At 48.8% G+C, this 12597-nt stretch carries 17 protein-coding genes; 8 read left to right on the forward strand and 9 right to left on the reverse strand.

From position 1 onward, the window contains the following. The first annotated feature begins 304 nt into the window (after nt 1-304). The gene (locus ACSBQN_RS07120) at nt 305-772 is read left to right on the forward strand and encodes a glycine zipper 2TM domain-containing protein (protein ID WP_004235484.1); all 468 of its coding nucleotides are present in this window, start codon (nt 305-307) and stop codon (nt 770-772) included. Between the two features lie 59 nt (nt 773-831). Here ACSBQN_RS07120 and slyA read toward each other — a convergent pair whose 3' ends face one another. Together slyA and ACSBQN_RS07130 are read right to left on the reverse strand one after the other, a co-directional pair. Beyond that, nucleotides 832-1266, reverse strand: a complete 435-nt coding sequence (slyA, locus tag ACSBQN_RS07125; protein ID WP_024473230.1) for a transcriptional regulator SlyA — start codon at nt 1264-1266, stop codon at nt 832-834. A gap of 516 nt (nt 1267-1782) precedes the next feature. Beyond that, complete coding sequence (locus ACSBQN_RS07130; protein ID WP_036408126.1) at nt 1783-2019, reverse strand: DUF1289 domain-containing protein; 237 nt, start codon at nt 2017-2019, stop codon at nt 1783-1785. A 152-nt stretch (nt 2020-2171) separates the two neighbouring features. Between ACSBQN_RS07130 and gloA the strand changes: the two genes are divergently transcribed. Then, a complete protein-coding gene (gene gloA / locus ACSBQN_RS07135) occupies nt 2172-2579 on the forward strand; it encodes a lactoylglutathione lyase (RefSeq protein ID WP_004235481.1) in 408 nt (135 codons plus the stop codon). A gap of 109 nt (nt 2580-2688) precedes the next feature. Continuing rightward, entirely contained in the window at nt 2689-3336 is a 648-nt protein-coding gene (rnt, locus tag ACSBQN_RS07140) for a ribonuclease T (protein WP_024473232.1), read from the forward strand. Nucleotides 3337-3403: 67 nt separating this feature from the next. Here rnt and ACSBQN_RS07145 read toward each other — a convergent pair whose 3' ends face one another. Together ACSBQN_RS07145 and ACSBQN_RS07150 are read right to left on the reverse strand one after the other, a co-directional pair. Next, nucleotides 3404-4084: a hypothetical protein gene (locus tag ACSBQN_RS07145; RefSeq protein WP_201893221.1), complete on the reverse strand. Its 681-nt coding sequence runs from the start codon at nt 4082-4084 to the stop codon at nt 3404-3406. A 136-nt stretch (nt 4085-4220) separates the two neighbouring features. Further along, a complete protein-coding gene (locus ACSBQN_RS07150) occupies nt 4221-4562 on the reverse strand; it encodes a Grx4 family monothiol glutaredoxin (protein ID WP_004235478.1) in 342 nt (113 codons plus the stop codon). Between the two features lie 282 nt (nt 4563-4844). On the opposite strand from ACSBQN_RS07150, the gene rhtB reads away from it, so the two are divergent. Continuing rightward, nucleotides 4845-5465: a homoserine/homoserine lactone efflux protein gene (rhtB, locus tag ACSBQN_RS07155; protein ID WP_024473234.1), complete on the forward strand. Its 621-nt coding sequence runs from the start codon at nt 4845-4847 to the stop codon at nt 5463-5465. Between the two features lie 38 nt (nt 5466-5503). Here the strand turns inward: rhtB and ACSBQN_RS07160 are convergent, their stop codons facing one another. Further along, nucleotides 5504-5959, reverse strand: coding sequence for an anti-virulence regulator CigR family protein (locus ACSBQN_RS07160; protein ID WP_024473235.1), 456 nt, complete (start codon nt 5957-5959; stop codon nt 5504-5506). Between the two features lie 141 nt (nt 5960-6100). Here ACSBQN_RS07160 and ACSBQN_RS07165 point away from each other — a divergent pair, with 141 nt between their 5' ends. Continuing rightward, entirely contained in the window at nt 6101-6799 is a 699-nt protein-coding gene (locus tag ACSBQN_RS07165; protein WP_024473236.1) for an RluA family pseudouridine synthase, read from the forward strand. Between the two features lie 24 nt (nt 6800-6823). Here the strand turns inward: ACSBQN_RS07165 and ACSBQN_RS07170 are convergent, their stop codons facing one another. Together ACSBQN_RS07170 and ACSBQN_RS07175 are read right to left on the reverse strand one after the other, a co-directional pair. Next, nucleotides 6824-7363: a DUF2058 domain-containing protein gene (locus ACSBQN_RS07170; RefSeq protein WP_024473237.1), complete on the reverse strand. Its 540-nt coding sequence runs from the start codon at nt 7361-7363 to the stop codon at nt 6824-6826. Nucleotides 7364-7432: 69 nt separating this feature from the next. Further along, nucleotides 7433-7741, reverse strand: coding sequence for a hypothetical protein (locus ACSBQN_RS07175; protein WP_172973060.1), 309 nt, complete (start codon nt 7739-7741; stop codon nt 7433-7435). 397 nt (nt 7742-8138) lie between these two features. Here ACSBQN_RS07175 and sodB point away from each other — a divergent pair, with 397 nt between their 5' ends. Beyond that, nucleotides 8139-8717 carry a superoxide dismutase [Fe] gene (gene sodB / locus ACSBQN_RS07180; RefSeq protein WP_004239101.1) on the forward strand — a complete coding sequence of 193 codons (579 nt, stop codon included), beginning with the start codon at nt 8139-8141 and terminating at the stop codon, nt 8715-8717. A gap of 83 nt (nt 8718-8800) precedes the next feature. On the opposite strand, the gene ACSBQN_RS07185 is transcribed toward sodB, so the two are convergent. After that, the gene (locus tag ACSBQN_RS07185; protein WP_108695365.1) at nt 8801-8884 is read right to left on the reverse strand and encodes a YnhF family membrane protein; all 84 of its coding nucleotides are present in this window, start codon (nt 8882-8884) and stop codon (nt 8801-8803) included. Nucleotides 8885-9160: 276 nt separating this feature from the next. Here ACSBQN_RS07185 and purR point away from each other — a divergent pair, with 276 nt between their 5' ends. Continuing rightward, nucleotides 9161-10186, forward strand: a complete 1026-nt coding sequence (purR, locus tag ACSBQN_RS07190) for an HTH-type transcriptional repressor PurR (RefSeq protein ID WP_004235455.1) — start codon at nt 9161-9163, stop codon at nt 10184-10186. A 3-nt stretch (nt 10187-10189) separates the two neighbouring features. Here the strand turns inward: purR and punR are convergent, their stop codons facing one another. Continuing rightward, nucleotides 10190-11092, reverse strand: coding sequence for a DNA-binding transcriptional activator PunR (punR, locus tag ACSBQN_RS07195; protein ID WP_354633301.1), 903 nt, complete (start codon nt 11090-11092; stop codon nt 10190-10192). 121 nt (nt 11093-11213) lie between these two features. Here punR and punC point away from each other — a divergent pair, with 121 nt between their 5' ends. Continuing rightward, nucleotides 11214-12425 carry a purine nucleoside transporter PunC gene (punC, locus tag ACSBQN_RS07200; protein ID WP_036408129.1) on the forward strand — a complete coding sequence of 404 codons (1212 nt, stop codon included), beginning with the start codon at nt 11214-11216 and terminating at the stop codon, nt 12423-12425. Nucleotides 12426-12597: the final 172 nt, after the last annotated feature.

Genomic DNA, 12597 nt, shown 5'->3' on the forward strand with positions numbered 1-12597 from the left:
ATCAATAACCGTCTGATAAAAATATAGTATTCATATTCCGTGTGACTACTATAATCAGGGCGCTCCGCAGATTCACCCCTTTTCGTACCGTGACCCCACTTAATCCTCATTCTGATGCACGCTTCACATTTGTGAAACTAAGAGGATTTACCTTGCCGCCGGAACGTTTCGCTTTAAGCTGTTCCTAATGAAGATGAAAATAAAACGTTTTTAATGCTAAATTATTCTGCGATAATAGATAAGATATTACACTACAGATAATGAACACATCTGAATCTGTGAATACAATAATCAGGAGTTAAGTATGTATAAGCGTTTTCTCGTCGGTGTATTTGCCGTCGTGGCCCTTTCCGGTTGTGTGAATATGGACACACTGAGTGGTGACACTTATAGTGCAGACCAGGCGAAACGTGTTCAGACCGTTACCTATGGTACAGTGATGAGCGCCCGCCCGGTAACTATCCAGGGCGGCAGTGACGAAAATATCCTCGGTGCGGCCGGTGGTGCAATTCTGGGTGGTATTTTAGGCAGCACTGTCGGCGGCGGCACAGGTCAGACCCTGGCTACCGCAGCAGGTGCAATTGCCGGTGGTGTTGCAGGCCAGAACGTTCAGGCAGCAATGAACAACACCTCCGGTGTTGAGCTGGAACTGAAACAGGATAACGGCGAAATCATTGTTGTTGTACAGAAACAAGGTAAAACCCCGTTCTCCGTCGGTCAGCGTGTCCGTATCGCGAAATCCGGTTCAACCTATACCGTATCTCCGCGTTAATTTTCACGGTTTACCGGCAAAAGGCGAAACAACCGTTTCGCCTTTTTTATTACCTGTCGTCAGTTACGGTTGTGCAACTGCACGATATTGTTGTCCAGTTTTCTGACAATCTCCGCCAGCGTATATAATTCATCCTGCGTGATCCCGCCCAGAATTTCACACCGTGTTTTTTCAATTACCGCGTCCACCTCACGGATAAAGGGTTCGGATTCCTCCGTCAGTTTAATCCGTTTCGCTCTGCGGTCATTAATACAGATATGCCGTGTGATTAACCGCTTTTCTTCCAGCTGATCCAGCGTGCGGACCAGCGACGGCTGTTCAATACCAATCGCTTTTGCCAGCTGAATCTGAGACTGATCCGGCGGCAGCAGGCTGATATTGTAGAGTGTAATCCAGTGTGTCTGTGTGAGTTTCAGTGGTTTGAGCCGGTGGTCAATCAGTGATCGCCAAATCCGCACTAACCTTGCTAAGTCTGATCCCAATGTTAACTCCACAAATTTCTCCTTATGTGAATACGGTACGGACGCATATACACGCCATCATGTCTTTCAATCACCCGAAAAAAAGAAGCGCGGCGCTGCGGTATTTATTAACAGCGGACGCAATATTGCTGTGTGACAAAAACAGTTCATGCTTATGTCATAGTCAATTTAATAGGCACGAAATAATTAGCTTTTTATACAAATTTAATTGATTAAGCCGATGAACTTGTTTCACATTAAGAATAGCGATCATCACTGAACGGATCTATATTTTTTTACATAACCACCATTTTATTTTTAACAAAAAATAATTGGAATATGATATTTTCAATATTAAACAGTGGGTTAATTAAACATTCCCACCAAGATGAATAATGCTGAAATTTTATATTTAATATATATAATTTCATTCTTGATTATAAATACAGATGAACTTAAAAATATTATTTACCTGCAACATAAATCCTTTATGCTAAATAACACTTATATATTAATTCATGCCTAATATATAGATTTATAATTATTTGTTTAAAATAAATCCAGCTGTCCGGATGGTGCTTCCGGCGGTGTGTCCCCTTTTGCGGTTCTGTAACGACGCTGACGGCACAGCCGAATCACATTTTCTTTTTGTGCGTTACTCAGTGACTGCCACTGAAAACGCTCATCGCGGCTCCGGTAGCATCCCCGGCAGTAGCCTTTTTCATTCAGCTGACATATCCCCACACAAGGTGAAGGGATATCAAAAAAGTGAAGTTGTTCTGCCATCGGCTGATGTCCTTTTGTCTGATGCCCTGCCGGACAGGTAATGGTTATCCTGTAACCATCAGCATCCTGATAATTTGAATTGTAGTCAATTATCACGTTATAGTGTGAGCCATTACTGATAAATAACTGAAAGCACTCTGAGAGGTTACTTTATGCGTGTACTCCATACCATGCTCCGCGTGGGTGATATGCAACGTTCTGTCGATTTTTACACCAAGGTTCTCGGCATGCGTTTACTGCGCACCAGTGAAAACCCGGAATATAAATATTCTCTGGCTTTCGTGGGTTACAGTGACGAAAGTGAAGGCTCTGTTATCGAACTGACGTATAACTGGGGCACAGATTCCTATGAGATGGGAACGGCATTCGGCCATATCGCACTCGGTGTGGATGATGTCGCGGCGACCTGTGACGCTATCCGCAAAGCGGGCGGGAATGTGACCCGTGAAGCCGGTCCGGTTAAAGGCGGTACCACCATTATCGCTTTTGTGGAAGATCCGGACGGCTATAAGATTGAATTAATTGAAAATAAAAGTGCCGGGGCTGCTCTCGGTAACTGAGTGATTCCGTAAGAAGGATCAGAACGATCCTTCTTTTCCGGCTCAGCCCTTTCTCCCTCCGGCAAGCCGCGCTAGAATAGGGCGTTTTGTTTGTTTAATTAAGAGTCCCATGTCTGAAAATCAAAATCACAATGCTCTGAGCGCACGTTTCCGCGGCTATTATCCTGTCGTTATTGATGTTGAAACCGGCGGTTTTAATGCCAGAACGGACGGAATGCTGGAAATTGCCGCCATTACCGTCAAAATGGATAACAACGGCTGGCTGATGCCGGATCAGCGGCTTGAATTTAATGTGCAGCCTTTTGAGGGTGCCAACCTTGACCCCGCTGCTCTGGCATTTACCGGTATTAATCCGGCCGACCCTGAGCGTAATGCGGTAACAGAATATGAAGCGCTGCATGCCATTTTCAAAATGGTGCGCAAAGGCATGAAAGATGCGGATTGCAAGCGGGCAATTATCGTGGCGCACAATGCAAATTTTGATCACAGCTTTGTGATGGCAGCTGCAGAACGCTGCGGGCTGAAGCGCAATCCGTTTCACCCGTTTGCCACTTTTGATACAGCCGCATTAAGCGGACTGTCACTGGGCCAGACCATTCTGGCAAAAGCCTGTATCACCGCAGGGATCCCGTTTGACAGCAAACAGGCCCACGGCGCGGCTTATGATACCGACCGTACCTCCCTGCTCTTTTGTGACATTGTCAACCGCTGGAAGAAACTGGGCGGCTGGCCGCCGGCGGCAGAAAGTAATCAGTGAGAAAGCGCCACCGTTATGGTGGCGTTTTTCGCTGTATTGTCATTAATACAGGCAATATATCCGCTAATTAAAGTTTCATCAGTTCCGGCAGAATTTTCCCGCGGATTTCGGATATCACCTGACCAACGCTTTCACGGAATATCGCTTCAAATCCCGGTCTGGCAAGATACTCTTTTGCTTTGCCCAAATCAGCGATACTGCCAAGCTGAGAGAACTCCTCCTGTACCACTTCCTTTCTCAGCAGATTTCCCGATTCTTCACGGATACCTTCAGAACCCGGCTCATATATTTTCCCGTTTATAGAACTGAGCTGGGTAATAACCCCCCTCAGCGGACCACCTGAGATACTCACCAGCATGTCCGGTTGCAGAGGTTCGTTATTCTCAAGTATACCTGCCAGTATATCCAGATGCTTTGGCAGACATTCTTTAGCCGACTCAAGTAAAATCTGAGAAAAAGACGGAATCTGCACAGGCGGGTGCGGCGTTTCCGCTTGTATTTCCGGTTTTTCGCAACGAAAAGAGATATTTTTTATCCGGTCACCTAACTGATGCAGTGAGTTATTCACTTTCCCTTTTGCTGACATAAAAAAATCTGCCATGCTGTTGCAAATACCACTGAATCGCTCAGCCAGCCCGGGGACTCTTGCTGCCGTGTCTTCAGTCAGTGTACCGAGCGCAGCACCCGGTCCGCTGTATGAAATATACCCGGTTAAAATAACATTTTGCCCTGCTGATGTTGGCTGCATTTTTTTTCCTTTCTGTGTAATTAACGCCCCCACTCTAAAAAATAATCACATTAACAACTTTCATTTCACCGCCATCAGAAAAGCAAAAGCCCCGCAGCGATGACACTGCGGGGCTTTTTTAACTGTACGGACGGGATTATTCTTCGTTTTCAGTCCGGTATTTTGCTGCGGTTTCTTTAATCAGTGGCTGTAATTCACCGCGCTGGAACATTTCCATAATGATGTCACAGCCGCCGACCAGCTCACCGTCAACCCACAGTTGCGGGAACGTCGGCCAGTTAGCGTATTTTGGTAATTCAGCACGGATATCCGGATTCTGCAGAATATCCACATAAGCAAAACGCTCTTCACAGGCAGCCAGCGCCTGCACAGCCTGCGCGGAAAAACCGCAGCTCGGCAGCTTCGGAGAGCCCTTCATATACAGCAGAATCGGGTTTTCTTTAATCTGGCGTTCGATTTTTTCAATAGTCGTCGTCATGTAAAACGTCCTTCACTTCAGATCGGTTAGTACCGGTGTTAACTTACCCGCAGAATACCACTTTTCACCGCAAAGCGATATTGGTTTTAACATACTGTTAAAATCGATCAGACAGATCAATCCGGTGTATTTTCAGCTGAAAACACCGCAGCAAACATCGGTCATTACATCTGTTAGTTACGGTATTTTCCTCTGGTAAACAAGACCTCCGTCATTTTTTATCTTACGTAGTAATGCCATAATCCGCACATTGTATTCTGTTAACAATCTGATGAGCTGAAAATGACCTTTGAGTGGTGGTTTGCCTATCTGATGACATCCGTTATTGTCAGTCTGTCTCCCGGCGCAGGTGCCATTAACAGCATGACGACGTCCGTCAATCACGGCTACCGGGGCGCGATTGCGGCCATTGCCGGGTTGCAGACCGGCCTGGTGATGTTGATTATACTGGTCGGTGTCGGGCTGGGGACATTGTTGTCACAATCGGTTCTTGCTTTTGAAATACTGAAATGGGCCGGCGCGGCCTATCTTATCTGGCTGGGGATCCGCCAGTGGCGGGCTGCGGGAACCATTGAGCTGAGCACACAGACAGCAACGCTGTCACGCAAAAAGCTGTATCAGAATGGCGTACTGGTGAATATCTCGAACCCCAAAAGTATTGTTTTTCTCGCGGCGCTGTTTCCGCAGTTTATTATGCCACACCAGCCCCAGCTGATGCAGTATCTGATTCTGGGCGTCACCACCGTTGCCGCTGATATTATTGTAATGACAGGGTATGCCGTACTGGCACGGCAAATCGCGGTATTTATCAAAAGTCCGGCACAGACCCGCGCCATGAATAAAGTGTTCGGATCATTATTTATGCTGGTCGGCGCCCTGCTGGCCTTTACCCGTCCGGCATGAGCCGGAATACGCCCCGTGGTTTGCGGGGCGTTATATTGCTACTCAAAAACATCATTAATAATGTAGGTTACCACCGCGGTGCTCAGTGCAATAAGCACTAAATCATCACCGGCAATTTTCCACTCATAGCCCGGATAATGCGGCAGGCGGTCACGCATATGTACGGGCACTGACCGTTTGGCAATGCCCGGCGGAAGCGGTTTTCCTCTGGCAAGGTTTTTCGCAATTCCCGGCGGCAGCGCGTGATATCCCGGTAATCCGCTTTCTGACGCCAGCCAGCGTGCCTGTGCGTAACTCAGATCCTTTCTGTACTGACGGTAATAGCGCTCTCCCTGATCATCCTGATTATCTCTGTGCTTATAATGCCCATGATGATGCTCATGCCGGTGACTATGTCCTTTATCGTGTCCCCGATCCGCATAAGACGCTGCCGGAGCGACTAAAAGTCCGGTCATTAACAGCACTACGTTACATACCTGTGTAAATCTGCGCATAACACAACCTCTGCGTATTAATACTAATAATAAGCGTTGATCATTCCGCAGAATTACGCAATAGGATAACCGGACAACATGATTCGCCACTGTACTGAAAATTGGTTATTATTCCCTTCCGCTTTTTACCCGGATAACCCGATGTCTGACATTACCGATACCTTTATCGCCCCGCCGTGCCCGGAACAGATCGATATTCTGTATCAGGACGAACACCTGCTGCTGATTAACAAACCTGCCGGCCTTCTCAGTCTGTCGGGAAAGAATCCACAGAATCTGGATTCCGTGCATTACCGGCTGGTACAGCTGTTTCCCGGCTGCACACTGGTACACCGGCTGGATTTCGGCACCTCCGGGCTGCTGGTGGTGGCCCGTAACAAAACCATCAATGCCGCGCTTTGCCGTCAGTTCAGTGAACGGACTGTGCAGAAAGGTTACAGTGCCCTGTTGTGCGGGCATCTGAATGAGAATGAAGGAATAATTGATGCGGCGATTACCAAAGATCCGGCGCTGTTTCCGCGCATGACGATATGTGCTGTCCGGGGGAAACCGGCCCGCTCACATTATCAGGTGACTGAGCGTTTTTATTATGAAACTGAGGACGGGTTCTCTCTGCCGGTAACCCGGGTGACACTGACACCGGAAACCGGCCGCACGCATCAGCTCCGCATTCATTGTCAGTATCTGGGCCGTCCGATTCTGGGGTGTGATCTCTATGGCGGGAAATTATTGCCGGGCACAGAAAATATTCCGCGGCTGATGCTGCACGCCGGGGAGCTGGATTTTGTGCATCCGGTCAGCGGCGAACCGGTAACTGCCCGCAGCCCCTGCCCGTTCTGAACAGGGAAAGCAGGCAGATGCGGATCACCACATCAAATCATCCGGGATTTTAAAATCAGCATACGGGTCGTCTTCATCCGCTTCGTCCTGCGCCAGTGCATTATTTAATACAATGCTTTCCGCATCACGCTGTGTGATTTTATCCGCAACAATAGCCGGGATAATGGCATATTCACTGACACTGCTGTTTTCCGTGCTTAACCGGGCAATCGCCAGACGGCCGCTGATCAGCTGAGACTGTGTGGTTTTATCCACCGTAATGCTTTTAATTACGTTATTGTCGGTGAAATTAAAATCAATACTGCCTTTTGAAATAATAATCCGGTTCATTTCAATCAGCTGCTTCACCTGAGCTTTATATTCCCTGGATAAAACAGCCTGTTTTTGCTGCTCACTCAGCTGCTTATCGCGCTCAAGCTGCGCTTTTTTATTCTCTTCCACCGCTTCCCTGGCTTCACGGGCCTGAACGCGCGATTTTTTTGCTGTTCTGCGGACTTTATCCATTTTTTTGCTGGTCACCAGTCCGGCTTTCAGCATCTGCTCTTGTAATGTGAGTTTTGTCATTGTCTTTTCTGAATCAGTTTAATATTGCAGGTAATTATACCGGTAATTTTCAGGATTGTATCCGGCACGTCAGGCCAGCTGCATTTTCAGCCAGTAACCCTGCTGGCACAGACTGAAAAATTCTTTGTGCTGCGGAGAAACCGTTTTCGCGTTATCCCCCGTGACCGTCCAGACAATCCACTGCTCCGGACACTGTTCGTCACCGGTCTGTACGGCAGTTTCTATCTCTTCACTGCACATCAGCTCAATACCATCGCGGAACTGCCATTTGCGGACCCGCCGGATCACTTCAGAGAGTTCATCTTTCTGATAATGGTCACAAATAACATCGCAATCAGTATGGTTTTGTATCGCGCGGGAAATATAATCTGCCAGCATCGTGATCATTTTTGTACTTTTGTCATAGCGGGGATTGTAAAGGGTCTGCGGCCGGTTGACAAACGGCGGCCGCTGTCACGCTTTCTGTAAAATTGTTAAATTTACGCGGATTTCAGCCGGTAAACCCGTTATATTTAAGATTCCGCAGTCATACGGGGAAGACAGAATGAAACGCTATTATAACTGGATCTGCCGCCATAAGCTGTACACCCTGCTTATCGCCTTTATTATCACGGATATCATTCTGTGGGCGATTTTGTCTTTCACCATGTGAATAACATCCCTCCGGTATTTCACGCTGTTTTTTATGACAAAACTTGTTAAGATAATTCGCAGAATAATAACAGTAACCCGTCTGTAACGAGGTTACTGATTTAACCTTAACAAGGAGAATGCAATGTCGTTTGAATTACCTGCACTGCCTTATGCAAAAAATGCATTAGCGCCCTATATTTCTGAAGAAACACTGGAATACCACTACGGCAAACACCACAACACCTATGTGGTTAATCTGAATAACCTGATCAAAGGCACCGCATTTGAAGGTAAGTCACTGGAAGAGATTATCAAAACCTCTGATGCCGGTATCTTCAATAACGCTGCTCAGGTCTGGAACCATACGTTCTACTGGCACTGCCTGGCACCAAATGCCGGTGGCGAACCAACCGGTAAAATTGCTGACGCGATTAACAAAGCGTTCGGTTCATTTGCCGAATTCAAACAGCAGTTTACCGATTCCGCAGTGAAAAACTTCGGTTCCGGCTGGACATGGCTGGTGAAAAAAGCAGACGGCAGCCTGGCTATCGTCAATACCTCTAACGCGGCAACCCCTGTCAGCGGTAACGACAAACCAATCTTAACCGTTGATGTCTGGGAACACGCTTATTATATCGACTACCGTAATGCCCGTCCTAAATACCTGGAAAACTTCTGGGCATTAGTGAACTGGAAATTTGCGGAAGAAAACCTGGCGTAATCCGGAAACACATCATCCGGAAACGCAATACAGTTGATCAAAAAAGGGCGGAATTTTCCGCCCTTTTGTATTGATGAGGTGAATCAGAAAAGCATTGTTGCAAATAATACGATCATAACCAGTGCTGCAACCGCGGTTGACAAACCATATTTCAGATCTGTATCCATTCTTATCTCCAAAATAGCTGCTTAGTGACCAATGATGACTACCTGACATCCTGAATCATCAAAATAATTAAAACGGATGGTCTGACCGGAAAACCCGAATAGCTGACCATATCAATAACCATAGCACAGGTAATATTTTTTACTTTTGACCCGGATCAGACAACAATACCTGTTTTTACAGAAATTTTTCTATTGTTACCGCATAATGGCACTATAATAGCAATCGATTAACCGAATAATAAAATACAGACCGGCAGGTCAGGAGTTATTTTCATCATGGCAACGATTAAAGATGTGGCTAAGCGCTCGGGCGTTTCGACCACAACCGTCTCCCATGTCATTAATAATACCCGTTTCGTTGCGGAAGAAACGAAGGCGGCTGTCTGGGCTGCTATCAAAGAACTGCACTATTCACCGAGCGCCGTGGCGCGCAGTCTGAAAGTCAATAACACAAAGTCCATCGGGCTGCTGGCCACCTCCAGTGAAGCGCCGTATTTTGCGGAAGTGATTGAGGCGGTGGAAAACAGCTGCTACAGCAAAGGGTATACCCTGGTGCTGTGTAACTCTCACAATAATCCTGACAAACAGAAAGCCTACCTGGCGATGCTGGCACAGAAACGTGTCGATGGTCTGCTGGTGATGTGTTCAGAGTACCCGGATCAGCTGATTGCCATGCTGGAAGGCTACCGCAATATCCCGATGGTGGTGATGGACTGGGGCAAAGCGCGCGGGGATTTCACCGATGCGATTATTGATAACGCTCTGCACGGCGGTTATCTCGCCGGCCGTTACCTGATTGAACGCGGTCACCGCGATATCGCGGTTATTCCGGGGCCGCTTGAGCGGAACACCGGCGGCAACCGTCTGGAAGGATTCCGCAAAGCAATGAAAGAAGCCGGAATTACAGTACGCGATGAATGGATTGTCCAGGGCGATTTTGAACCGGATTCCGGTTATCAGGCCATGACACAGATTTTATCCGGTAAACAGCGCCCGACCGCGGTATTCTGCGGCGGTGATGCTATGGCGATGGGCGCGATTTGCGCGGCTGATGAAATGGGTCTGCGCGTGCCGCAGGATATTTCTGTGATCGGGTATGACAATATCCGTAACGCCCGTTACTTTACCCCTGCCCTGACCACCATCCACCAGCCGAAAGAGCGGCTGGGACAGATGGCACTGACGATGCTGCTCGACCGCATCGTCAACAAACGCGAAGATGCGCAGACCATTGAGGTGCATCCGCGCCTGGTCGAACGCCGCTCCGTGGCGGATGGTCCGTTTATCGATTACCGCCGCTGAGGATCAGCGCAGCCATTCGGCATTGAGCGTGTTGCTGTCCCCGAGATAATCGAGCAGCCAGCTCAGTGCCGGAGAGGTGTCTTTATCCACCCAGGTAATACAGCACGGGCTGTCCGGTAACGGCTGCTCTATCTTCAGCGCTGCCAGCCGCCCCTCTTTAATCAGCGGATCGGCGCGGTGTGCCGGCATCATTGCCACACACAATCCCGATTCCACACAGGCAATCCCGCGATCCCAGTCCGGCACCACCAGGCGGCGCTGATTATCCAGTGCCCACGTATCGCGTTTCGGCAGAGAACGTGAGGTATCTTCCAGACACAAACTCGGGTACGGCATCATCTCCTCATTGGTCAGGACATGACCGGCAGAGGCCAGCGGATGATCCGGACTGACCACCGCACGCCACGGCATAAAGCCCATATCGCGGAAATTATAGCGCTCGCCGATAGGGGATGCGCGTGTCGCACCGATTGCCACATCCACCCGTCTGTCCACCAGCGCATCCCACACCCCGTTAAACACTTCCGGATAAATATACAACTCGATATCCGGGAAATGATGATAAAAATCCAGCAGAAGTCGCGTTATCCGTTCCGGTTTTACGATACAGTCAACGGCGATGCTGAATTGTCCGCGCCAGCCGTTGGCAATCATCTGGCACTGGTGACGTGTGGATTTCATTTTTTTGATGACATCACGCGCTTCTTTGACAAACAACGCCCCGGCAGGTGTCAGTTCAACATCGCGGTGACGCCGTTCAAACAGCGGAACCGCCAGCCACTCTTCCAGCTGGCGGACACTGTAGCTGATGGCAGAAGGCACCCGGTGCAGTTCCTCTGCCGCCGCACTGAAACTGCCTGTCCGCGCCACAGCATCCACCACATCCAGCGTATATTCTGACCACATAATCCTTCCTTTCAAAAAATTTCACAGCAGTGTGCAAATAATAACGTTTTACAAGGGAAAACTCGAATAGTTAAAATACTAACTCACGCATTACACTTATTTAACATTCAGGTATTTCTCTGTGACTGTCAATAAATCGCCTTCCCGCGGCTTTCTCTTTTATCTCGCCGGACTCAGCATGCTGGGTTATCTCGCGATTGATATGTATCTGCCTGCATTCGGTATGATGCAGGACTCTCTGAACTCCACCGCCAGCGCTATCAGCGCCAGTCTGAGTATCTTCCTGGTCGGCTTTGCCATCGGCCAGCTGTTATGGGGACCGCTCTCCGATAAAATCGGCCGCAAGCCGGTTCTGCTGATGGGCCTGAGCCTGTTTGCCCTGAGCTGTCTGGCCATGGTCTGGGTTTCCACCCCGGCACAATTATTATTACTGCGTTTTGTGCAGGCCGTCAGTGTCTGCTCTGCCGCTGTCACCTGGCAGGCGCTGGTTATCGACCGTTATGATGATCACCGTGCGCAGCGTGTTTTTGCCGCAATTATGCCGCTGGTGGCACTCTCTCCGGCTCTGGCACCGTTACTGGGCGCATGGCTGCTCAACCACGGCGGCTGGCATGAAATTTTCCTCGTGCTCGGCGGTATCACCCTGCTGGTGCTGATCCCGACCCTGATGCTGAAAGAAAAGCATCATATCGCGCCGGATGCGGTCAAAACGGAAAAACAGAAAATCTCCTTCTTCCGTTTGCTGAAATCTCCGGTTTACAGCGGTAACGTACTGATTTACGCCGCGTGCAGCGCCGGTTTCTTCGCCTGGCTGACCGGTTCGCCGTTTATTTTGCGCGATATGGGTTATAACCCGAATGATATCGGTCTGAGCTACATTCCGCAGACTATCGCCTTTATGGTCGGGGGCTACGGCTGCCGTGCCCTGCTGTCGCGGATTAACGGCAAAACACTGCTGCCGTTCCTGCTGGCCGGTTACGCCGTCAGTATGGTGGGTCTGTATGCGATGGCAAAATTCAGTACTCCGTCACTGGTGGCGATCCTGATCCCGTTCTGCTTTATGGCCGCCATGAACGGCGCGTCTTACCCGATTGCGGTATCAAACGCCCTGGCGGTTTATCCGGAACACAGCGGTAAAGCAGCGGCATTACAGAATGCCATTCAGCTCGGTTTATGCTCCGCGATCAGTTTCCTGGTCTCTGCTCTGATGCATGAGCCACTGCTCTCCACCACAGCAGTGATGGCGGCAACAGTGATACTGACCATCGGCGGTTATATTATCCAGCGCCGCCCTTCGCGCACCTCCGTGACTATTGCGGAACAAAATCAATAGATTGCATCTCCTATTAAGAATATTCCTAATTACAGGCCGTACTCATGTACGGCCTTTTTTGTCATTGAATTTTAATTTCAGGCTCCTATACTTTTCTGACAATTCGTTTTAAATCCGGATTTTGAGCTTTGTTTTTGTTTTAACGATCACGTTAATACGCAGACTGTCACCC

The organism is Morganella sp. B601, from assembly GCF_051172335.1.
In the GTDB taxonomy this organism is placed as follows: domain Bacteria; phylum Pseudomonadota; class Gammaproteobacteria; order Enterobacterales; family Enterobacteriaceae; genus Morganella; species Morganella morganii.